Consider the following 21,618-nt stretch of genomic DNA (forward strand, 5'->3'; position numbering starts at 1 on the left):
CCCTGCTCGGGTCGAAGGGGCGGAGCCCCTGGAGGTGGGACGGGTAAGGGCGGCGGGGGCGAAACCCAGGGGCAGCCCCCCGCCGTACCCGGAGGGTTACGCCAGCCCCGGTCCCCGCACCGGGATCGACGTGAACGTCGGCTGGGGCGCCGGGTCCTTGAAGAAGTCGTTGCCCTTGTCATCGACCACGATGAACGCCGGGAAATCCTCCACCTCGATCTTCCAGACCGCCTCCATGCCCAGCTCCTCGTACTCGAGGACCTCGACCTTCTTGATGCAGTCCTGGGCGAGGCGGGCCGCCGGGCCGCCGATGGAACCCAGGTAGAAGCCGCCGTGCGCGGCACACGCGTCCGTGACCTGCTTGCTCCGGTTGCCCTTCGCCAGCATCACCTTCGAGCCGCCCGCCGCCTGGAACTGCTCGACGTAGGAGTCCATGCGGCCGGCCGTCGTCGGGCCGAAGGAGCCCGAGGCGTAGCCCTCGGGGGTCTTCGCCGGGCCGGCGTAGTACACCGGGTGGTCCTTCAGGTACTGCGGCATCTCCTCGCCCGCGTCCAGGCGTTCCTTGATCTTCGCGTGGGCGATGTCCCGGGCGACGACCAGCGGGCCCGTCAGGGACAGGCGGGTCTTGACCGGGTACTTCGTCAGTTCGGCGAGGATCGCCTCCATCGGCTGGTTCAGGTCGATCCTCACGACCTCGCCCTCGTCCAGGTGGGCGTCCGTCGTGTCCGGCAGGAAGCGGGCCGGGTCCGTCTCCAGCTGCTCCAGGAACACGCCCTCCGCCGTGATCTTGGCGACAGCCTGCCGGTCCGCCGAGCACGACACCGCGATCGCCACCGGGCAGGACGCGCCGTGCCGCGGGAGACGCACCACGCGCACGTCGTGGCAGAAGTACTTGCCGCCGAACTGCGCCCCGATCCCGATCTTCTGCGTCAGCTCGAAGACCTTCTCCTCCAGCTCCTTGTCGCGGAAGCCGTGCCCCAGCTCGGAGCCCTCGGTCGGCAGCTCGTCCAGGTAGTGCGCGGAGGCGTACTTCGCGGTCTTCAGGGCGTACTCCGCGCTCGTACCGCCGACGACGATCGCCAGGTGGTACGGCGGGCACGCGGCCGTGCCCAGCGAACGGATCTTCTCCTCCAGGAACTTCATCATGGAGGCCTCGTTCAGGACGGCCTTCGTCTCCTGGTAGAGGAAGGACTTGTTGGCGCTGCCGCCGCCCTTCGCCATGAACAGGAACTTGTAGGCGCCGCCGTCCGTCGCGTACAGCTCGATCTGCGCCGGGAGGTTCGAACCGGTGTTCTTCTCCTCCCACATGGTCAGCGGAGCCATCTGTGAGTAGCGCAGGTTCAGCTTGGTGTAGGCGTCGTAGATGCCGCGGGAGAGGGCCCTCTCGTCCGCGCCCTCCGTCAGCACGTTCTGGCCGCGCTTGCCCATCACGATCGCCGTGCCGGTGTCCTGGCACATCGGCAGCACGCCCGCCGCCGCGATGTTCGCGTTCTTCAGCAGGTCCAGGGCCACGAACTTGTCGTTGGCGCTGGCCTCCGGGTCGTCGATGATGCGGCGCAGCTGCGCCAGGTGGGCGGGGCGCAGGTAGTGCTGGATGTCGTGGATGGCCTCCTCGGCCAGCTTGCGCAGCGCCTCCGGCTCCACCTTGAGGAACGTACGCCCGTCGGGTCCCTCGACGGTGGAGACGCCCTCGGGCGTCACCAGCCGGTACGGAGTGGTGTCCTCTCCCGTGGGGAGCAGATCGGTGTACGCGAACTCAGGCATCTCGCCCATTCCTCACTAGACAGACAGCGGCTGGCCTCCGTTGGCAGCGTCCACCAGCGTAGAACCTGGGTCCGACCGTGGACCTGTGAGGTAGGGCTCAGTCCCGGGTTCTGTCCCGAAGGCCCCTTTCGACGGTTCGAGGGCCGGGGATTCCGCTGCTTCCCCGGCGGGTTTTCCACAGGCCTGTTCGAGGGCTAGTCGCGATCTATCGCGTTTCGCTACGCTGCTGCCGTGGACCTTCACAAGAGCCCCGCCCCGACCGACGACCGGCCCGTGCCCCCGGCCGAGCTGCGCTGCTCCGACGCCGACCGCGACCGCATCGCGGACATCCTGCGCGACGCCCTCGCCGAGGGGCGCCTCACGGCCGAGGAGCACGCCGAGCGTGTCGAGGGTGTGCTGCACGCCAAGACGGTCGGTGAGCTGGACCGGTTCGTCCGCGACCTGCCCGCGGCCCACCCGCGCCGCACCGCCCCGGCGTACGCCGCGCCGCCGGGCCGGCCCGCCGCGGGTTCGATACCGAGGGAGCCCGACGAGAGCGTGGTGGCGGTCTTCAGCAGCACCGTCCGCCGGGGCCGCTGGCGCCCCCGTCGCCGCACGCACGCGTACGCGATCTTCGGCAGTGTCGAGATCGACCTCAGCGAGGCGCTCTTCGAGTACCAGCAGGTGGTGATCAAGGCGGTCTCGGTCTTCGGCGACGTGCAGATACGCGTCCCGGAGAACGTGTCGCTGCGCAGCACCGGCGGTGGCGTACTCGGCAACTTCGAGGTGAGCCCGCTGGATTCGGGGGATCCCGACGCGCCCGTCATCCATGTCGACGGACTCGCCGTGTTCGGGAACGTGGAGGCGAAGCCCAAGCGCGGCAAGACGGTCGCCGACATTCTCGACCGCGTGTCACACAAGGTGGACAAGAGTTTGCGCAAACACCTGGGCCATTGACGCTTGTGAATTCGGCCGGGCCCGGCATGCGCCGGTCACATTCCGGAGGCATGAACAACCCCTGGAGTTCCTGCGGTTGGGAACTCAGTGCATAGGCGCGCGCACAGCGGGTAGGCCTTGCTGCATCGTCTCTCGCTCGCGAAGCCGTCGTCAGGAGTAGACCGTGCTGCAACCGCCGCATTCGTCCCTGCAGGTCGCTGACGTTCCGCACCAGCGGGTGCCAGTGCGCGACAGGGATCAGGACGCCCCGTGGCACACGGAGGCGGTGTGCCGGCGCGACGAGGCCGGCCTGTTCTTCGCCCCCTCCAAGGAACCCACCGCGGCCCGGCTGTCCCGCGAGGAGGCGGCCAAACGGGTCTGTGCGCGCTGTCCCGTGATGGTCGAATGCCGGGAACACGCGCTGCTGCAGCCCGAGCCGTACGGAGTGTGGGGCGGGCTCACGGCCGCCGAACGCCGTGTGGTGCTGGCCCGGCGCCGCCGCCGCGAACTGGAACTGAAGAAGGCCGCGCGGGGGACGATAGCGGCGGCCGGCTGAACGCCGCGCATCCAGGCGCATACGAAGTACCGGGCGGCCAGAAGGAGCGGGCCGCCGAGAAGGACCCGGCCGGCGAGAAGGACCGGGCCGGCGAGAAGTATCAGGCGCATACGAAAAGGGGCGCCCTCTCCGCACCGAGGGCGTCCCTTTCCGTACGGGCCTACTTCGCCCGGTCGAAGTCGATCGCGCTGTACGCGCGCAGCTTGCTCAGCCGGTGAACGGAGTCGATCCGCCGGACCGTGCCGGACTTCGAGCGCATGACGATCGAGTCGGTGGTGGCGGTCTCCGACCGGTAGCGCACACCGCGCAGCAGCTCGCCGTCCGTGATGCCGGTGGCGACGAAGAAGACGTTCTCACCGGAGACCAGGTCGTCCGTGGTCAGCACCCGGTCGAGGTCGTGGCCCGCGTCGAGGGCGCGCTGCCGCTCCTCGTCGTCCTTCGGCCACAGCTTGCCCTGGATGGTGCCGCCCAGGCACTTCACCGCGCAGGCGGAGATGATGCCCTCGGGCGTACCGCCGATGCCGAGCAGCAGGTCGATGCCGGTGCCCTCGCGCAGCGCCAGGATCGAACCGGCCACGTCGCCGTCCGAGATGAGCTTGATGCGCGCGCCGGTCTCGCGGACCTCCCTGATCAGATCGTCGTGGCGCGGCCGGTCGAGGATGACGACGGTGACGTCCTCGGGCGTGGAGTGCTTGGCCTTCGCCACCCGGCGGATGTTCACCGAGACGGGGGCGTTGATGTCGACGAAGTCGGCCGCCTCCGGGCCGGTGACCAGCTTGTCCATGTAGAAGACGGCGGACGGGTCGAACATCGTGCCGCGGTCGGCGGCGGCCAGCACCGCGATCGCGTTCGGCATGCCCTTCGCGGTGAGCGTGGTGCCGTCGATCGGGTCCACGGCGATGTCGCACTCCGGGCCGGTCCCGTCGCCGACCCGCTCCCCGTTGAAGAGCATCGGGGCCTCGTCCTTCTCCCCTTCGCCGATGACGACGACGCCGTTCATCGACACGGTCGAGACGAGGGTGCGCATGGCGCGCACAGCGGCGCCGTCCGCGCCGTTCTTGTCCCCGCGGCCGACCCAGCGGCCCGCGGCCATCGCGGCGGCCTCGGTGACCCGGACGAGTTCGAGGGCGAGGTTGCGGTCCGGGGCCTCGGAGGGAACTTCGAGCTCGGACGGCAGATGATGATTCTCGGTCATCGGAGCGCACCTTTCTGATACGACGACGGCCGGATGAGGGTGATGCCCCCGACTCTATCGTCGGACAGACAAAATGAGCAGGGCACCCCACGGATGAGCAGACCCAGGCACCTGCGACGATAGGGGCGTGGCAGGTATGAAAGGCAAGCAGACGGTCCGGGACATGATCCTCTCCCTGGCCCTCGTCGGGGTGATGGCGGGCGTCATCTATCTCTTCATCCCCCATGACGACCACGCCCCCGACCTCAAGCGCGTGGACTACCGCGTCGAGCTGCTCACCGCGCGCCGGGCCGCGAGCTACCCGGTCGCGGCGCCCGAAGGCCTGCCCGACACCTGGAAGGCCACCTCGGTGCGGTTCCAGGACGAACCCTTCGACGCCTGGCACCTCGGCTTCCAGGACCCCGAGGGACAGTACGTGGCGGTCGAGCAGTCCACCGAGAGGGCGTCCACGTTCGTCGACGAGGCCAGCCAGGGCGCACAGGAGACCAAGGGCACCCAGCGCATCGGCGGCCAGACCTGGCAGCGCTACACCGGCGGCCGCTACGACGCGCTCGTGCTCAAGGGCAAGGGCGCCACGACCGTGGTGACGGGCACCGCGTCGTTCGCGCAGCTGACGAAGATGGCCGAGGCGCTGAAGACCGGCTGACGGCACGGGACGCCGGGCGGCGCCGCCCGGTCACCCGGCCCCTTCCGGGCCCTCGCCCTCCTCCTCCTCGGCCAGGGCCGCGTCGAGCCGCCTGCGGGCGCCCTCCAGCCACGTCCGGCACACCTTGGCCAGCTCCTCGCCCCGCTCCCACAGCGCCAGGGACTCCTCGAGCGTGGTGCCCCCGGCCTCCAGGCGCCGCACCACCTCGATCAACTCGTCCCGCGCCTGCTCGTAGCCGAGTGCCTCGTCCGTCCTGCTGGTCATGCGCCCACCCTAAGATCCCTGGTTGCCGACGGAACCCTCGCCGTCGGCCCGTACCGTGAACTCGCCCGCGGCGACCCGCGCCCGCAGCGCCTCGCCCGCCGTCACCTCGTCCGGTGCGCGGACCACGTGCCCGTCGGCCTTCTGCAGCACCGCGTACCCCCGCCGCAGCGTCGCGGCCGGGGACAGCGCCACCACGCGCGCGTGCGTGTGCGCAAGCTCCGAATCGGCGCGGTCGAGCAGATGCCCGAGGGTGCGCCGGGCGCGGTCGACCAGCGCGGTGACCTGGTCGGCCCGCTCGTCGACCATTCGGTGCGGGTCCTGCATGCAGGGCCGCGCCAGCGCGTGCGCCAGCCCGCGCTCCTCACGCTCGACGAACGCCTGTGCGCACCGCCGTGCCCGGTCCCGCAGCTGCCGTACCCGCTCCAGCTCCTCCCCGACGTCCGGGACGACCTTCTTGGCCGCGTCGGTCGGGGTGGAGGCGCGCAGGTCGGCGACGTGGTCGAGCAGCGGGTTGTCCGGTTCGTGCCCGATGGCGGACACCACAGGCGTACGGCAGCCGGCCACCGCCCGGACGAGCTGCTCGTCCGAGAACGGCAGCAGGTCCTCCACGCTGCCGCCGCCGCGCGCCACGATGATCACGTCCACCTCGTCCAGCGCGTCCAGCTCCTTCACGGCCTGCACCACCTGCGGTACGGCGTGCACGCCCTGCACGGCGACGTTGCGCACCTCGAAGCGGACGGCGGGCCAGCGGTGCCGCGCGTTCTCCAGCACGTCGCGCTCGGCCGCCGAAGCCCGGCCGCACACCAGCCCGATGAGCTGAGGCAGGAACGGCAGCGGCTTCTTGCGCTCGGGCGCGAACAGGCCCTCGGCGGCGAGCGCCTTCTTCAGCTGTTCCAGCCGCGCGAGCAGTTCCCCGACGCCCACGGGCCGTATCTCGGCCGCCCGCAGCGACAGCTGTCCCCTCGGGGCGTACCACTCGGGCTTGGCGAGGACGACGACACGGGCGCCCTCGCTCACGACGTCGGCCACGGAGTCGAACACCTGGCGGTAGCAGGTGACGCCGACGGAGATGTCGTACGACGGGTCGCGCAGCGTCAGGAAGACGACCCCGGCGCCGGGCCGTCGCGACAACTGCGTGATCTGCCCCTCGACCCACACGGCCCCGAGCCGGTCGATCCACCCCCCGATGAGCCGTGACACCTCACCGACGGGCAGGGGGTTCTCCGCGGACGTGTTGACAGCCATGCGCCCGAGCGTAGTGGCCGGGACCGACAACGCCGCCCGGCACAACCTCTCCCCACGGGGGCGATCTACGACTCCGGGCCCGGCCTTACGATGGATCGCATGACTGCTTCGTCTGGCCGCCGTGTTCTGCTCGCCGCCCCCCGGGGTTACTGCGCGGGTGTCGACCGTGCAGTGATCGCCGTCGAGAAGGCCCTCGAGCAGTACGGGGCGCCGATCTACGTCCGCCACGAGATCGTCCACAACAAGTACGTCGTGCAGACCCTGGAGAAGAAGGGCGCGATCTTCGTGGAGCGGACGGAGGAGGTGCCCCCGGGGAACATCGTCATGTTCTCCGCGCACGGCGTGGCGCCCACCGTCCACGAGGAGGCCAGGCAGGGCCGGCTCGCCACCATCGACGCCACCTGCCCGCTGGTCACCAAGGTCCACAAGGAAGCGATCCGGTACGCCAACGAGGACTTCGACATCCTCCTGATCGGGCACGAGGGCCACGAAGAGGTCATCGGCACGTCCGGCGAGGCCCCCGACCACATCCAGCTCGTCGACGGCCCCGAGGACGTCGCGAAGGTCGAGGTGCGCGACCCGTCGAAGGTCGTCTGGCTGTCCCAGACCACCCTGTCGGTCGACGAGACCATGGAGACGGTCGACGCGCTCAAGGGGAAGTTCCCGCAGCTGGTCTCCCCGCCCAGCGACGACATCTGCTACGCCACCCAGAACCGCCAGCTCGCGGTCAAGCAGATGGGCGCCGAGGCGGACCTGGTGATCGTGGTCGGCTCCCGCAACTCCTCCAACTCCAAGCGGCTGGTCGAGGTCGCCAAGCTCGCGGGCGCGCGCGAGGCGTATCTGGTGGACTTCGCCGACGAGATCGACGAGTCCTGGCTCCAGGGTGTGTCGACGATCGGCGTGACCTCGGGTGCCTCCGTGCCGGAGGTCCTGGTGGAACAGGTGCTCGAGTGGCTCGCCCAGCGCGGCTTCGAGGACGTCGAGATCGTCAAGGCGGCCGAGGAGTCCATCACCTTCTCGCTGCCCAAGGAACTCCGCCGTGACCTGCGCGAGGAGGCGGCGGCGCTGGTGGCCGAGCGCACCGGCGAGAAGTAGCGCACCCGGCGGGAGTGACGGCGCGGGAGGCCTCGCGCAGGATGCCGTGGCGTGACGGCCGGCGCCACGACGTACCGTGGTGCCCATGCAGATCTTCGGTGTGGACATCGGCGGATCCGGGATCAAGGGTGCTCCCGTGGACCTGGAGCGGGGCGACCTGGCTCAGGAGCGCTTCAAGGTGCTCACTCCTCACCCGGCGACGCCCGACGGAGTCGCGGACGGCGTGAAGGAGGTCGTCGACCACTTCGGGTGGACCGGGCCGGTCGGCCTCACGTTCCCCGGCGTGGTGACGGGCGGCGCCATGATCCGTTCGGCGGCGAACGTGGACAAGAGCTGGATCGACACGGACGCGCGCGCCCTGTTCGGCGAGCGCCTGGGCGGGCTCCCGGTGACCGTGGTGAACGACGCGGACGCGGCGGGCGTGGCCGAGATGCAGTTCGGCGCGGGCCGCGGCCGCTCGGGCACGGTCATCGTCCTGACGTTCGGTACGGGCATCGGCAGCGCCCTCTTCACCGACGGCGTCCTTGTGCCGAACACGGAGTTCGGCCACCTGGAGCTGGGCGGGCACGAGGCGGAGAAGCGCGCGTCCTCCAAGGCCAAGGACGACAACGATCTGACGTGGGAGCACTGGGCCCGCCGGGTGCGCAAGTACCTCGCCCACCTGGAGATGCTGTTCTCGCCGGAGCTGTTCATCATCGGCGGCGGCGTCAGCCGCAAGTCCGAGAAGTTCCTGCCGCTCATCGAGGGCATCGAGGCGGAGATCGTCCCGGCCCAGCTCCAGAACAACGCGGGGATCGTGGGCGCGGCGATGAGGGCGGCGAAGCAGGGATAGCAGCCGGTACCGGGACAAGCGGGTACCCGGTCAGAAGCAGGCTGGGGAACAGAAGCAGATGGGGAGCGGGACGCTCGGTGAGGGCGGGCGTCCCGCGACGTCAACCGCTCCGACGGCGCGCCGCCACCTTGCGACGCAGCATCCGCACCTTGCGCACGGTCGTGATGACGCCCGCGATCAGCGTGCCGCCGTACAGCCAGCCGGCCTGCGTGGCGAGCGCGGTGACCAGCCCGACCAGGCGTCCGGCGACCCCGCCGTCGCTGTCGGCCACGACCAGCAGCCCGGCGGCGAACGCGATGGGCACGACCACCGGCGCGGTCACCAGGTCCCCGCGCCGCACCCACAGCGCGGTCAGTGCGGCCACCGGCAGGAACAGCACGCCGTAGACCGTGAGGGACGCCCCGAACAGCAGCTGGTCGAGACACCCCAGCACCAGCATCACGGCGCCGCAGAACAGTCCGCCGCCGAGCCCGGTGAGCCGGGGGCCGGGCAGCCGCCGTGCCGCCTGGTCGAGCGGGGGAGCGTTCCGCACCCGAGCCGCCGGGCGCCGCTGCGCACCACTGTTGCCCTGGCCCGCCGGCCGTGCCCAGCCGGCCCCGTCGCCCACCTCGGGCCGGCCGGGACCGCCGGGCCGGGGAGGCCGTGCGGCCGCGCCGGACCGTACGGGCGCGGCGGCGCTGCGGCGGCCCTGCGGGGGAAGGGGGGCACCGCGTCGCGGTCCGTGTTGCGGGGGTCGCGTCCTGTGTTGCTCCACTGGACCAACTTAGGTCGGTTTATGTGCGGAATGGCGTATGACACACGACGTTGGCGAGAGCTTGTCCAAGCGTTCGATACGTCGCCGGAGCGCGTCCCGGTACGCCGTAGACTGGTGGATCGGCCCGCACACTCTCCTGACGGACCCGGGCCCGCAGCCCAGTCCAGTCCTCCAACCTCACGTACGGGAAGTCGCAACGTGTCGCTCACGATCGGAATCGTCGGTCTGCCCAATGTCGGCAAGTCGACCCTGTTCAACGCCCTGACCAAGAACGACGTGCTCGCGGCCAACTACCCGTTCGCCACGATCGAGCCGAACGTGGGTGTCGTCGGCGTCCCCGACGCCCGTCTCGCCAAGCTGGCCGAGATCTTCAAGTCGGAGCGGATCCTCCCGGCGACCGTGGACTTCGTCGACATCGCGGGCATCGTGCGCGGTGCGAGCGAGGGCGAGGGCCTGGGCAACAAGTTCCTCGCGAACATCCGCGAGTCGGACGCGATCTGCCAGGTCATCCGCGCCTTCAAGGACGAGAACGTCGTGCACGTGGACGGCAAGGTCTCGCCGAAGGACGACATCGAGACGATCAACACCGAGCTGATCCTCGCGGACCTGCAGACGATCGAGAAGGTCCTGCCGCGCCTGCAGAAGGAATCGCGGATCAAGAAGGACGTCGCCCCGAAGGTGAAGGCCGTCGAGGAGGCCAAGGAGATCCTGGAGAAGGGCGACACGCTCTTCGCGCACGGGATCGTCCAGGGCAGCGAGCGCGCCGAGCTCCTGCACGACCTGCACCTGCTCACCACCAAGCCGTTCCTGTACGTCTTCAACGTCGACGAGGACGAGCTGGTGGACGACGCCTTCAAGGACGAGCAGCGTGCGCTGGTCGCCCCCGCGGAGGCGATCTTCCTCAACGCCAAGCTGGAGGCGGACCTCGCCGAGCTCGACGAGGACGAGGCCCTCGAACTCCTCGAGTCGGTCGGCCAGCACGAGCCGGGCCTCGCCACCCTGGCCCGCGTCGGCTTCGACACCCTGGGCCTGCAGACCTACCTCACGGCCGGCCCGAAGGAGTCCCGCGCCTGGACGATCAAGAAGGGCGCCACGGCCCCCGAGGCGGCCGGCGTCATCCACACCGACTTCCAGAAGGGCTTCATCAAGGCGGAGGTCATCTCCTTCGAGGACCTGGTGGAGACCGGCTCGGTGGCGGAGGCCCGCGCCAAGGGCAAGGCGCGCATGGAGGGCAAGGACTACGTGATGCAGGACGGGGACGTGGTGGAGTTCCGCTTCAATGTCTAGCGGGTGCTCGAGCACCACTTCGGTGATCTGACAAACATGCAGGTCAAATGGGGTCTGGCTCTTCGGGGCCAGGCCCCTGGATTTTCGGGTTGCACCACAGTTCGTGGGCCTGGACGACCCCCAGGACTTCGTGACGGCCGTCCAAGCGGTTATCGACACGGTCGGGGCGAAGTCGGAGCGCGAGCCCCGCCCGACCTGAGCCGCCGCGCGCGGGGTCCCTACGGCGCGGACACGCAGCCTTGCGTGCCGTGCACTGGTCGCCGAGAAAACTGCGTCGGGGCGGCAACCTTCTCGTCCTCTGCGGCAACTGGGAGCCGGAAGGCCGAGTCGAACTACCGGATGGACGGGCATGAGGGCAACGAAGCACGCCGCGCCGCAACCGTGGCGCAGGCGCGGACCGGTCACGGCACCGCCGTGCAGCCGGACGTCGCGCAGCCGACCGGCGTCCGGTTCGCCCGGCATTGACCAGCCCGCCGGTCAGCCTTCACCGCCCCGCAACCGAGCACGACCGCCGTTCGAATCCCGGGCTGGGCACTGTTAGGCTGCGCTCCCGTTGTTGAACGCACAACTAACGCGCACATCATGGCAAGGAGAGGGCGACCGGGGGATGGTCCTCGATGACGCGTCCGCGGAGTTCCACGAATTCTTCGAACGCCACTATGCCGAGCTCGCCCGTCTGGCACACCTCCTGACCGGCGAGAGCGACGCGGCGGACGACCTCGCGGCGGATGCCCTGGTCGCCCTGTGGCAGCGCTGGGACCGGTTGCGGCAGGCCGACCACCCGCTCGCCTACGCCCGTGGTGTGGTGGCCAACCTGGCGCGGGGACGGATCCGCAGCACGGTGCGGGAGCGACGCCGGATCACGCTGTTCTGGTCCCGCAGCCCTGAGAAGGTGGAGGGGCCGGACATGACGGCCGTGCTGGACGTCCGCGAGGCGCTCGCCCGGCTGCCGTTCCGCAAGCGTGCCTGCGTGGTGCTGCGGCACGCCCTCGACCTGTCGGAGAAGGACACGGCGGCGGCGCTGGGCATATCGGTCGGAACGGTGAAGAGCCAGACCTCGAAGGGAATGGCCGAGCTGGAAAAGCTACTGGGCGCACACGCGGCCGGGGACCTGGTGCCAGGGAGGAGGACGAACCGGTGAACGAGGACATCGACCGTCGGCTGCGCGAGGCCGCCGAGGCCCACCAGCCCGACCGCGCGCGGATGCTGGCCCGGGTGGAACGCGGCATGGCCGGCCCCGCCGTCCGTCACCGCGCGCGACCGTTCGCGAGGTCCGGGACCAGGGTCGCCCTCGCCGGGCTCGCCGCCGGCGGCATCCTGACGACCGGCGGCCTCGCCGTCGCCGCCATCGTCGCGACCCCGTCGTCGCCGCCCACCGTGACCACGCCTGCCACCCCGTCCCCGACCGTCAGCTCCCCGCCCCCGACATCGGCCCGCCCCACCCCTGTCGCGCCGCCCCCGGTCACCACCCCGGGCAGCTCGCGCCCGACTCCGTCGGCCACCAGTCCCTCGCCGACCGGCGGCGAGAACCAGAACGGGCCGCTGTGGTCGGCCGGCTCGCTGGATCCGAAGAGCACCGTCTACTGGACGCAGAGCAACCTCGTCCTCAAGACGACCCAGCCGCTCACCTCGCTCACGGTCGAGATCCGGATCGTGCAGACCGGCGGGGCGAAGAACACCGGCACCTGGCAGACCCTGCCGAACGGTGACTTCACCGTCACCGTCCAGGAGGCCGGCGGCGCGCTGGTCTACCGCTGGGTCCTCAAGCCGGGCCTGACCGTGCCGGCCGGGAGCCATGAGTTCGCCGCGCAGTTCAACAACGGCCCCGGCGTGCGCAGTGCCGCGGGCGACGGCTACCGCGTCGACGCACAGGGCTCGGGCGGCTCCGCGTCGGTCCGGGGAGGGTTCGTCCCGACCCGGTGAACGCCGCTGTGCGGCATGGCGACGGCGGCGGCCGCGAAAGTGCTTCCCTTGATCGCGGCAACCTTTGTGTGCGTCGCCGGCAACTGACAGGCATCCGGGGCCGGATCAAGGCCCGCTGTGCCAGAAGGACATGCCGTTGTCAGATCAGAACCGCTCTCATCGTCGCCGTCCGGCGACCCGCCGCGTGATCGCCGCCTCCGTGGTCCTCGCCGCCGCGGGTGCTGCCGTACCCCTGGTCGCCCTGGCCGCACGCACGCCGGAGGCCGCCGCACCGGCCACGGCCGCCGACGCGGCGGCCGGCAGCGGCCGTTACTTCGGCACGGCAGTGGCCGCGGGCAAGCTCGGCGACTCCACGTACTCCGCCCTTCTCGACCGGGAATTCAAGATGATCACCCCGGAGAACGAGATGAAGTGGGACGCCATCGAACCCTCCCGCGGCCACTTCACCTTCGCCGCCGCCGACTCGATCGTCAGCCACGCCTCCGCGCACGGCCAGCGCCTGCGCGGCCACACCCTGGTGTGGCACTCCCAACTGCCCGGCTGGGTCAAGTCCATCACCGACGCGGCCACCCTGCGCACGGTGATGAAGAACCACATCACCACCGAAATGACCCACTACAAGGGCAAGATCTACGCCTGGGACGTGGTCAACGAGGCCTTCGCCGACGGCGGCAGCGGCCGGCACCGCAGCTCCGTGTTCCAGGACGTGCTGGGCGACGGCTTCATCGAGGAGGCCTTCCGCACCGCCCGGACCGCCGACCCCGCCGCCAAGCTCTGCTACAACGACTACAACATCGAGAACTGGTCCGACGCCAAGACCCAGGGCGTCTACAAGATGGTCAAGGACTTCAAGTCCCGCGGTGTGCCCATCGACTGCGTCGGCTTCCAGAGCCACTTCGCAAGCAGCGGCCCGCCGGCCAGCTTCCAGACCACCCTGTCCAATTTCGCCGCGCTCGGCGTGGACGTGCAGATCACCGAGCTCGACATCGCTCAGGCGTCCGCCACCGCCTACACCAACGCCGTCAAGGCGTGCATGAACGTCGCGCGCTGCACGGGCATCACGGTGTGGGGCATCCGCGACAGCGACTCCTGGCGCACCGGTGAGAACGCGCTGCTGTTCGACGCGGGCGGCAACAAGAAGCCCGCCTACAGCGCCGTGCTCACCGCCCTGGGCAGCACCGGCAGCGGCGGCAGCAGCGGCGGCACGCAGGCCGGGGGCATCACCTCCGGCACCGTCTACACGCTCTCCAACGCGGCCGCCGGGCGCGTTCTCGACGAGCCTGCGGGACAGAACGCCAACGGCACCCCGCTGCAGGTGTGGGACGCCAGCGGCGCCTCCAACCAGCAGTGGCGGGCCAACCGGAACAGCGACGGCTCCTACACCCTGACCAACGTCGCCAGCGGCCGGGTACTGGACGAGCCGGCCAACCGGACGGCCAACGGGACGAGGATGACGGTCTGGGACGCCAACGGCGGCGCCCACCAGCACTGGAAGGCCCACCGGAATAGCGACGGCTCCTACACGCTGACCAACGTCGCCAGCGGCCGGGCGCTGGAGATCCCCGGCGGTCGGACCGCCAACGGCACTCCCGTCCAGATCTGGGACACCAACGGCAGCGGCGCCAACCAGCGCTGGACCTTCCAGCCGACCGCGGCGCCGAAGAGCGACACCTGTGCTCTTCCCTCGACCTACCGGTGGACCTCGACGGCCGCACTGGCGCAGCCGGCGAACGGGTGGGCCTCGCTGAAGGACTTCACCGCCGTGACCTACAACGGCAAGCACCTGGTCTACGGGTCGAACTACTCGGGATCGGCCTACGGCTCGATGGCGTTCAGCCCCTTCACGAACTGGTCGGACATGGCGTCGGCCCGCCAGACCGGCATGAACCAGAAGGCGGTGGCGCCCACGCTGTTCTACTTCGCGCCCAAGAAGATCTGGGTGCTGGCGTACCAGTGGGGTCCGTGGCCCTTCAGCTACCGCACCTCCAGCGACCCCACCGACCCCAACGGCTGGTCCGCGCCGCAGCCGCTGTTCACCGGCAGCATCCCCCGCATCGACTCCGCCACCGGCCCGATCGACCAGACCCTGATCGCCGACGACCAGAACATCCACCTGTTCTTCGCCGGTGACAACGGCAAGATCTACAAGTCGACCATGCCGATCGGCAACTTCCCCGGCAGCTTCGGCTCGTCCTACACGACCGTCATGAGCGACACGGAGAAGAACCTCTTCGAGGCGCCGCAGGTCTACAAGGTCCAGGGCCAGAACCAGTACCTCATGATCGTCGAGGCTCGCGGGGCGAGCGAGCAGCGCTACTTCCGCTCCTTCACCGCCACCAGCCTGAACGGTCCGTGGACCCCGCAGGCCGCCACCGAGTCCAGCCCCTTCGCCGGCAAGGCCAACAGCGGCGCCACCTGGACCAACGACATCAGCCACGGCGACCTGGTCCGCACCAACCCCGACCAGACCATGACCATCGACCCCTGCAACCTGCAGTTCCTCTACCAGGGCAAGTCCCCCAACACCCCGCCGAACACCTCGTACGACAACCTGCCGTACCGCCCCGGCATCCTCACCCTGAAGCGCTGACCCTCAGCCCGCCGAGGATGACGAAAGGCGCCCCCATCGAAGAGATGGGGGCGCCTTTCGCTATCTGTCATCTACTCACCGCTACTTGAGCGGTGTACCGCCCGAGTTGTGATAGGCGATCGTCTTGTTGATCAGGTTTCGGCCATCGGACTCGACCGTGGTCTGTTCGTCCTGTCCCGGACCGAAGAACAGGCCGGCGACGTGGGCGTTCGCGACCTGGTCCATGTGGGCGAAGAACCAGTCCACCTTGTCGTCCTTGTAGTGGTTGCGGGTGTTGTTCTGCGCCATGTTGCCCACGGGGATCTGCCACAGGACCACCGGCTTGCCGACGGACTCGGCCATCGTCTTGTAGAACCTCAGCGCGGCGGCGGCCTTCTGGTCGGTCCAGAACTTGTCAAGGCCGCCGTGGGCCGGCTGCGCGTACCAGCCCGCGTCGCGGTCCGACACATCGCTGACCAGGAAGTCGGCGTTCCGTGCCCCGAGGTCCGTGTAGTCCTTGACGCACTTCTGGAGGTTGCTCTCCCAGTCGAAGCAGGAGAGGTGCAGCCCCACGCCGGCGTTCGGCGCGTACTTGCGCGTCATCTGAATCAAGCACTGGGCGAGTCCGGCGGCGCTGTTCTCCTGCGATCCGCAATCCGTCGGATTGGCGGCCGAGACCTGCGCGGGAACCTGGTGCAGATTGCCGAGCGACCGGGCGAAGCCCCAGAAGTCGGGCTCGAGGTCGATCATGTCGTGCGACGTGCCGATCTTCTGGAGGAAGAAACGGTAGTCGTTCAGGTACCGGGTGAGCAGGTCACGCCTGTTGATGGCCCTGACCTCGCCCGGACCGTCGCCCTCACCTGCCGCATCCCCGAGGTCGCGCAACGAGTACCAGGTCCAGAGCATCTTCTGCGGACGCGAGCTGCCCTTGTACGTCGCGTGGGCCGCCACGTCGTCCCGCCAGGTCACGTAAGTGCCGGGCGCCGTGGTGCTGCCGTTCCAGCAGCCCCACCAACCCGACCACGCGTCCTTGCAGCGCGCTGCCGAGTAGTAGTCCGACGAGGGCGCGGGCTGGCTGTGCACATAGGCGTAGCGCGCGTCGAACGGCGCGGCGGTCGCCGAGGCGTCGGACATCGAGCCGCCGATGAGCACGGTGCCACTGCCCATGAACCGCTTGGCCGAACTACTGCTCCCACCCGCGGGCGACGAAGACGAAGGTGAAGACGAAGGCGACGGTCGCGTGTCGCTCGGAGTCGGGCTTGCGGAAACGCCGCTGCCCGGCGCGGTGGGCGTACCGGCGCCGCCGACACTCCCGGCCGGGACGAGTTTCCACTGCTGATCGGCGCCGCCCCGGTCGCGGTTCTGGACGACGTTGCCCCCGTCGGCCTTGGCGGCGTTGCGGACACCGACAGCCATGCCACTGAAGTGATTGATCAAACGCACGTAGCCGTTCGACGACTTGGCCAGTTTGAACTGCTGGTTGGTGCCGTTCAGGTCTTTCCACTGCACGATGGCGGAGCCGGCGGTCTTCGACCAGCCGAGGTCGTCCAGCACCTTGCCGGAGGTCCGGTTCTTCAGCCGGTAGTACCCGTCACCCGCGTCGATGAACCGCCACTGCTGGTTGGCCCCGCCGTGGCGCGCCCACTGCACCACCGCCGCGCCGTCGTTCTTGGCGGAGCCCCGGTCGTCCAGCACCTTGCCGCTGTTGCGGTTGACCAGCACGTACCACTTCTTCAGGTCCGGGGTTTTCTGGTCCGCCGAAGCCTGGCTGACCACGACAGCCGAGCCGGCCACGATCACCATGGCGAGACCTCCCCAGAGGCCCCGACGCGCGAGCAACCGACGACCACGATGCTTCGGACGACCACCGCGCGCGCCGCCGTCGGCACGGTGGCCGCCGCCGCGGGACGCCACCGATGACGTGGGCGGACCGGGGACATGTCTGCGCTCTCGTTCCAAGGACATGCCTGTGCTCTCTTTCAACTGTTGCATGTGACCGGACCACTTGGCCGGACACCACTGAGTGGCCAGAGAGGCCGAAAAGGTTGCCGCGAAGATCCACAGAACTTCTTTTCTGCGGGCCGGACGGTCACCCTGAAGCTCAACGGCGTGGAGGAAAAGCGCCGCCGCCCCCGCCCATCCACGAAAGAACAGCGAGCTGCAACGGCTGGTCGCCGGCTCCAGGAGACAGTCAGCTCGTACACAGTGATCGACCAGGCGATCGGCGCGGTCATCGAGGTGTCGTCGATGCCGTAGGTGTCCCAGGCGGGGAACGGTCCGTGGGCGCCAGGCTCTCGCCGTTGGCCATGAGGCAGTCGGCCGGGATGGTGCGGGGAGACAGACCCTGATCCGACGAGCCCTGACCGCGTCCGTGCCCACCGCTGGGGTGGCCGGGTACAGAGTGGACCGATAGCGGGGCTGCGGCCGCCCGTGTCCGATGAGCGGTCTCGGTGCGGGCGACTTCGCGGGGGGCCCGAACGGCTGGCCCGGCTTCTTGCTGCGCCGTTGCGCGAGCAGCCGGGCCCACCGCTGAAGCCACTCGCTGACTCCCGGTTCGGGTGAACCCGAACCGGCCACACCCATATTTTCCTCACCAGAAAACCGGGCATGCGGTAATGACCCTGGTGGTGCCAGGGGATGTGAGCCGCACTCGAGCCAGGCCTTGTCTCACACGGGGTCGCCCGTAGCTAAGACAAGTTGTGCCAAGCGTGGCTACAAGCCCCTTGACACTCCGTATCCCTCCGTCGCGTGTCGGCCACCGCGAATGTGGACAGTAGAACACGGAAGGCCTTCAGATATTCATTCGGCGGCAAGCCTGCAATCTTTCCGATTTGTTCGAGAATCGGCTCCCGAACAATGAGAACCGCAGGGGTCATGGTTGCCTTGACGCCGGATCTGGCAAGGCCTTCACGTCCGTCTTCCGCAGTGACGTGCACCTGGATCAGGTAAAGAACGATCTCGCGCAGAACGGAATTCTGTTCCCCTTCATCGAGCGACGAGAACCAGTCCACCGCCTCGTCCAGGCTGCGCATCCCCTGAGCCGCCTCGTTGATGATCCGCTCTGAGGTCTTCACTTCATTCACCTAACCCCTGGGCTCGAACACCACGTACGGCTTTTCCCTGTCCAATTCTGTGTAATCCTTTCTGGGGCTGTTCGGGTTGTAGGTCTGCCAGAAGTCCCGGCCGTGCCCACTCCCTTCACCGTCACCGGTTCCTCTCGGGAGGGAGTTCTTGATTTTGTTACGGAGTCTGGACGGGCCGGACAGGATGTAGTCCCAGTCCGAAGCGGCGTGTGCGGTTCCGCTCGCGCGACTTCCCACCGCAATGATCGGCTGTCCTATCCTGTCTGCAGCGTTCTGAATGCGCTGTGCATCATTCGGGCTGATACCAGCCTCTGCCGCCGTTCTAAATCCTGGTCCACACCACCCATTCGAATTGTGCACCAGGACCGGGGTCTTCCCCGCCAGCACGTAGTACGTGTGCAGGTCGGCAACGGTGAGGTTGTACGTACGGGCGGTCTTCTCGAAGGAGCGGTTCTCTTGGACGGTGACGGTACTGCCGTCGACCGTTCGGAGGGTTGCGCCTACGTTCTGCCGCGGCGCTGTGCGGGGCACTGGTGCTGTGCGGGAACAGCTGGAACAGCACGGGCCGCATCAGGCCCCACCGCCACCTCCGCCCCCACCCTCACGTCGTCGCCTGCCGACAACGGCGCCTGGGCGGTGCAGGACGCGATCCGGTTCTGGACATCCCAGCGCATGGCCTCGGCCACCGACCCCTCAGGACGGACCGCCCGGCCGCAGGGCTGGGCGGCACCGCACAAGCGGTCGTCGGTCGCCGCCGGGACCAGCGGTCAGTACTTCGACGGCATGAAGTCCGTCGGCGTGCTGTTCACCACCGACAAGAACATGGAGGCGCACTACTGCACGGCGAGTGTGGTGCGCAGCGCAGGGCACAACCTCGTCCTGACGGCCGGCCACTGCGTCGGCAACAGGGCGGCGTTCGTCCCCATGTACGACCACACCAAGTCGGCCGCCGATCAGCCGTACGGAGTGTGGCCGGTCAAGGAATGGTTCCGCGACGCACAGTACGCCTCGGACAAGAGCCGGAACTCCGACCTGGACTTCGCCTTCGCGAGCCTCGCCGACAACGGCGGACAGAACGTCCAGGACGTCGTGGGCGCGAACGCTCTCGCCCGGACGTCGGGGTTCGTCAACCAGGTGACCGTCGTCGGTTACCCGAGGATCGACCACAACCCGCAAGACCGCGCGTTCCGTTGTGCCGGGGTCCGGACGACCGCGCTGCCCGCCTATTACCAGATGCAGATCGACTGCGGCGGCATGTGGGGCGGGGTCTCCGGCGGACCGTGGTTCTCCTCGATCGACCCGTCGGGCGGCACCGGCCAGATCATCGGCAACGTCGGCGGCTTCATGCAGGGCGGCCCGGACGTGAGCACCAAGGACCCGCTGTACAACCGGATCACCTACAGCCCCCTGTACGGCGACCGGTTCTTCCAGCTGTACGACGACGCCCAGAACGCCGTCCACACCGACCACGGCACCTACCAGCAGCCGCCGCTGCCCTACTCCCTGGGGAGGGGGGACACCTGGAAGCACGCCGTGCAGATGACCGCCGGCTACTACACGGGCGGCTCCGGCGGCACCCGGCACATGGACCTGATCGTCCGCTGGGACGACGGTGAGGTCACCCTCTTCCAGGGCGGCGACGGCGACGACACCGTCCACCCGTTCTCCGCCGAATACCGGCTGGCGGCCCCGAAGAGTATCTGGGCCAGGGCTGCCTCGCTCACCAGCATCAACGCCGGCGGCAGCACGGACGGGCTCGTCGTGCGGTGGACCGACGGCGAGATGACCCAGTACACGACTGTCGACGCCAAGGGGTTCCACGGCGAGAAGCAGCTCGCCCCGCCGAACACCGCCGTCTGGAAGAACGACGCACGGCTGCTGGCCGCCGGCCGCTTCGCACCGGGCGGTCACCGCGGCGACCTGCTGGTCGTATGGAAGGACGGGCACGTCTCAGTCTTCAGTGACCTGGCGGCCAACAGGCTGACGAAAAAGCGGCAGATCGTCGCGAGGAACACGACGTGGTCCTACGCCGGTCAGCTCACCACAGGCTCCTTCACCGGTAACGCCACCGACGATCTCCTGGTGCGCTGGTCGGACGGTGAGGCCACCGTCTACCCCGGGCTGACCGGCAGGGCCCTGCCCGGTGAGACCAGGATCAGGCCCGCGAGATCGGAATGGGCCAACGCCGCCGTGGTCACCGCGGGCGCTCTCACCGCCGACACCGCCGCCAACGACATCCTCGTCCGCTGGAGCGACGGGCACGTCAGCGACTTCCCCGGCGTGGACGCCAAGGGCCTGCACGACGAGGTACAGCTCGTACCGAAGGGCTGACACGAGCCTTTCGGCGGGCAGCGACGTGTCGCGACCCGGTCGAGTGGACCGCCTGTCCCTCGTGTGCAGTCACCGCGGACAGCGGCACCGGTCCGGGCGGCACGCACCGAGCCGCTTGCGCAGGTCAGGCGGGACCGGTCCCCTTCGGGGCCGGTCCCCGCCGCCGTGCCCGCCGCCGGGTCAGCCCTGGCGCGGGTTCGGCTTCAGCACGGCGAACACCGCCTGGCCCGGGTCCGCCAGCCAGGCGATGCGTCCGACGTCCGGCACGTCCGCGGCCGGCATGAGCACCGTCCCGCCGTTGCCCTGCACCGCCGCGACGGTGGCATCGGCGTCGACCACGGCGAAGTACGGCACCCAGCGCGTTTCCTCCCGCTCGTCCTGAAGCGGAGCCACGCCGCCGAAGGACCCCTCCTGCTGGTCGCCTTCCTTGATGCTGAGCACCCGGTACGTCATGCCGGGCGTCTGCATCTCCTGCGAACGCCAGCCGAACAGCGCGCGGTAGAAGCGGATCGCGGCTTCCGGGTCGCCCACGTGCAGTTCCACCCACACCAGCGTGGTGTCCTGCGACGTCATCTCCAGGCCCTTGGTCCGCCCGGGCTGCCACACGGCGAACCGCGCCCCTTGCGGATCGGTGAACTGGGCCATCCAGCCCTCGCCCATGACGTCCATGGGTTCGGCACGCACACCGCCCCCGCCGGCGACCACCTCGCGGGCGGTGGCCTGGATGTCGTCGCTCTGGAAGTACGTCGTCCAGGCCGACCCGGCCCCCTCCTCGGTCAGCGGCCCGACGGCACCGACGGTCTTCCCGTCCTTCTGGAAGAACCCGTAGCCGCCCGCCTCCGGCCCGGCGGACACGAACTGCCACCCGAAGACGGCGCCGTAGAAGGCGGCAGCCGCGTCCGTGTCCGGGCTGCCCAGGTCGATCCAGTTGGGTGACCCGGTGCGGAAGTCGGTGCCGAGCATGCGTTTCCTCCTGGGCGTGCGGTGCGGAGACCCCCGCCACTATGCCGACCCCATGGACAGGGCTCGGCGCACAGGCCCAGCGGGCCCGTGGGATTCACCCGGGGGTGGGAAGGAAATCGCCGGTCGATGCTCCCGGTTGAGCCATGTGGCAGCTCGCTCGGGCGGCGCTCGCCGCTTCCTGGGCTTCCTCGGCTTC

General features: G+C 69.3%; 18 protein-coding genes and 1 pseudogene. 10 read left to right on the top strand and 9 right to left on the bottom strand.

Translation table 11 applies throughout. From position 1 onward, the window contains the following. Positions 1-96: 96 nt before the first annotated feature. Entirely contained in the window at positions 97-1,773 is a 1,677-nt protein-coding gene (locus ACIRC0_RS10350; protein ID WP_403613855.1) for a fumarate hydratase, read from the bottom strand. A 222-nt stretch (positions 1,774-1,995) separates the two neighbouring features. Between ACIRC0_RS10350 and ACIRC0_RS10355 the strand changes: the two genes are divergently transcribed. Beyond that, a complete protein-coding gene (locus ACIRC0_RS10355) occupies positions 1,996-2,700 on the top strand; it encodes a DUF1707 domain-containing protein (protein WP_403613858.1) in 705 nt (234 codons plus the stop codon). A gap of 163 nt (positions 2,701-2,863) precedes the next feature. After that, positions 2,864-3,235, top strand: coding sequence for a WhiB family transcriptional regulator (locus ACIRC0_RS10360; protein WP_103838382.1), 372 nt, complete (start codon positions 2,864-2,866; stop codon positions 3,233-3,235). A 160-nt stretch (positions 3,236-3,395) separates the two neighbouring features. On the opposite strand, the gene glpX is transcribed toward ACIRC0_RS10360, so the two are convergent. Then, positions 3,396-4,430, bottom strand: coding sequence for a class II fructose-bisphosphatase (glpX, locus tag ACIRC0_RS10365; RefSeq protein ID WP_200419081.1), 1,035 nt, complete (start codon positions 4,428-4,430; stop codon positions 3,396-3,398). Positions 4,431-4,557: 127 nt separating this feature from the next. Between glpX and ACIRC0_RS10370 the strand changes: the two genes are divergently transcribed. Beyond that, on the top strand, positions 4,558-5,076 hold the full coding sequence (locus tag ACIRC0_RS10370; protein WP_403613860.1) for a DUF4245 domain-containing protein: 519 nt from the start codon (positions 4,558-4,560) through the stop codon (positions 5,074-5,076). A gap of 30 nt (positions 5,077-5,106) precedes the next feature. Here ACIRC0_RS10370 and ACIRC0_RS10375 read toward each other — a convergent pair whose 3' ends face one another. Together ACIRC0_RS10375 and xseA are read right to left on the bottom strand one after the other, a co-directional pair. After that, positions 5,107-5,340, bottom strand: coding sequence for an exodeoxyribonuclease VII small subunit (locus ACIRC0_RS10375; protein WP_403613863.1), 234 nt, complete (start codon positions 5,338-5,340; stop codon positions 5,107-5,109). 9 nt (positions 5,341-5,349) lie between these two features. After that, positions 5,350-6,585: an exodeoxyribonuclease VII large subunit gene (gene xseA / locus ACIRC0_RS10380; protein WP_403613865.1), complete on the bottom strand. Its 1,236-nt coding sequence runs from the start codon at positions 6,583-6,585 to the stop codon at positions 5,350-5,352. A 90-nt stretch (positions 6,586-6,675) separates the two neighbouring features. Between xseA and ACIRC0_RS10385 the strand changes: the two genes are divergently transcribed. Then, complete coding sequence (locus tag ACIRC0_RS10385) at positions 6,676-7,680, top strand: 4-hydroxy-3-methylbut-2-enyl diphosphate reductase (protein WP_403613867.1); 1,005 nt, start codon at positions 6,676-6,678, stop codon at positions 7,678-7,680. Positions 7,681-7,765: 85 nt separating this feature from the next. Further along, on the top strand, positions 7,766-8,512 hold the full coding sequence (gene ppgK, locus ACIRC0_RS10390) for a polyphosphate--glucose phosphotransferase (protein ID WP_403613870.1): 747 nt from the start codon (positions 7,766-7,768) through the stop codon (positions 8,510-8,512). Between the two features lie 100 nt (positions 8,513-8,612). Here ppgK and ACIRC0_RS10395 read toward each other — a convergent pair whose 3' ends face one another. Beyond that, positions 8,613-9,266, bottom strand: coding sequence for a DUF6542 domain-containing protein (locus tag ACIRC0_RS10395; RefSeq protein ID WP_403613872.1), 654 nt, complete (start codon positions 9,264-9,266; stop codon positions 8,613-8,615). 198 nt (positions 9,267-9,464) lie between these two features. On the opposite strand from ACIRC0_RS10395, the gene ychF reads away from it, so the two are divergent. The 4 genes from ychF (at position 9,465) to ACIRC0_RS10415 (ending at position 15,066) form a co-directional block, all read left to right on the top strand. Continuing rightward, the gene (gene ychF / locus ACIRC0_RS10400) at positions 9,465-10,553 is read left to right on the top strand and encodes a redox-regulated ATPase YchF (protein WP_403613874.1); all 1,089 of its coding nucleotides are present in this window, start codon (positions 9,465-9,467) and stop codon (positions 10,551-10,553) included. A 607-nt stretch (positions 10,554-11,160) separates the two neighbouring features. Beyond that, positions 11,161-11,694 carry a SigE family RNA polymerase sigma factor gene (locus ACIRC0_RS10405; RefSeq protein ID WP_403613877.1) on the top strand — a complete coding sequence of 178 codons (534 nt, stop codon included), beginning with the start codon at positions 11,161-11,163 and terminating at the stop codon, positions 11,692-11,694. Then, on the top strand, positions 11,691-12,476 hold the full coding sequence (locus ACIRC0_RS10410; protein WP_403613880.1) for a hypothetical protein: 786 nt from the start codon (positions 11,691-11,693) through the stop codon (positions 12,474-12,476). Before ACIRC0_RS10405 ends, ACIRC0_RS10410 begins: the two co-directional genes overlap by 4 nt. 130 nt (positions 12,477-12,606) lie before the next feature. Beyond that, positions 12,607-15,066 carry a non-reducing end alpha-L-arabinofuranosidase family hydrolase gene (locus ACIRC0_RS10415; RefSeq protein ID WP_403613882.1) on the top strand — a complete coding sequence of 820 codons (2,460 nt, stop codon included), beginning with the start codon at positions 12,607-12,609 and terminating at the stop codon, positions 15,064-15,066. Positions 15,067-15,147: 81 nt separating this feature from the next. Here ACIRC0_RS10415 and ACIRC0_RS10420 read toward each other — a convergent pair whose 3' ends face one another. The 3 genes and pseudogenes from ACIRC0_RS10420 to ACIRC0_RS10430 form a co-directional block, all read right to left on the bottom strand. After that, positions 15,148-16,848 (bottom strand): RICIN domain-containing protein, encoded by a 1,701-nt coding sequence (locus tag ACIRC0_RS10420; protein WP_403613884.1) that lies wholly within the window; start codon positions 16,846-16,848, stop codon positions 15,148-15,150. An 884-nt stretch (positions 16,849-17,732) separates the two neighbouring features. Further along, complete coding sequence (locus ACIRC0_RS10425) at positions 17,733-18,119, bottom strand: DUF5958 family protein (protein ID WP_403613886.1); 387 nt, start codon at positions 18,117-18,119, stop codon at positions 17,733-17,735. Positions 18,120-18,128: 9 nt separating this feature from the next. Then, a pseudogene (locus ACIRC0_RS10430) lies at positions 18,129-18,629 on the bottom strand (polymorphic toxin-type HINT domain-containing protein); the annotation flags it as partial. 135 nt (positions 18,630-18,764) lie between these two features. On the opposite strand from ACIRC0_RS10430, the gene ACIRC0_RS10435 reads away from it, so the two are divergent. Beyond that, positions 18,765-20,459 carry a trypsin-like serine peptidase gene (locus ACIRC0_RS10435; RefSeq protein ID WP_403613889.1) on the top strand — a complete coding sequence of 565 codons (1,695 nt, stop codon included), beginning with the start codon at positions 18,765-18,767 and terminating at the stop codon, positions 20,457-20,459. Positions 20,460-20,639: 180 nt separating this feature from the next. On the opposite strand, the gene ACIRC0_RS10440 is transcribed toward ACIRC0_RS10435, so the two are convergent. Continuing rightward, on the bottom strand, positions 20,640-21,422 hold the full coding sequence (locus ACIRC0_RS10440; protein WP_403613892.1) for a VOC family protein: 783 nt from the start codon (positions 21,420-21,422) through the stop codon (positions 20,640-20,642). Between the last annotated feature and the right edge of the window lie 196 nt (positions 21,423-21,618).

This window comes from Streptomyces sp. NPDC093984 (assembly GCF_044764595.1).
Lineage (GTDB): Bacteria > Actinomycetota > Actinomycetes > Streptomycetales > Streptomycetaceae > Streptomyces > Streptomyces cynarae.

Excerpts from the sequence above, each read along its gene's own strand:
- ACIRC0_RS10420 (WP_403613884.1), bottom strand. The coding sequence starts at position 16,848 with ATGGTGATCGTGGCCGGCTCGGCTGTCGTGGTCAGCCAGGCTTCGGCG.
- xseA (WP_403613865.1), bottom strand. The coding sequence starts at position 6,585 with ATGGCTGTCAACACGTCCGCGGAGAACCCCCTGCCCGTCGGTGAGGTG.
- ACIRC0_RS10440 (WP_403613892.1), bottom strand. The coding sequence starts at position 21,422 with ATGCTCGGCACCGACTTCCGCACCGGGTCACCCAACTGGATCGACCTG.
- ppgK (WP_403613870.1), top strand. The coding sequence starts at position 7,766 with ATGCAGATCTTCGGTGTGGACATCGGCGGATCCGGGATCAAGGGTGCT.
- glpX (WP_200419081.1), bottom strand. The coding sequence starts at position 4,430 with ATGACCGAGAATCATCATCTGCCGTCCGAGCTCGAAGTTCCCTCCGAG.
- ACIRC0_RS10385 (WP_403613867.1), top strand. The coding sequence starts at position 6,676 with ATGGATCGCATGACTGCTTCGTCTGGCCGCCGTGTTCTGCTCGCCGCC.
- ACIRC0_RS10350 (WP_403613855.1), bottom strand. The coding sequence starts at position 1,773 with ATGGGCGAGATGCCTGAGTTCGCGTACACCGATCTGCTCCCCACGGGA.
- ACIRC0_RS10415 (WP_403613882.1), top strand. The coding sequence starts at position 12,607 with ATGCCGTTGTCAGATCAGAACCGCTCTCATCGTCGCCGTCCGGCGACC.
- ACIRC0_RS10405 (WP_403613877.1), top strand. The coding sequence starts at position 11,161 with ATGGTCCTCGATGACGCGTCCGCGGAGTTCCACGAATTCTTCGAACGC.
- ACIRC0_RS10375 (WP_403613863.1), bottom strand. The coding sequence starts at position 5,340 with ATGACCAGCAGGACGGACGAGGCACTCGGCTACGAGCAGGCGCGGGAC.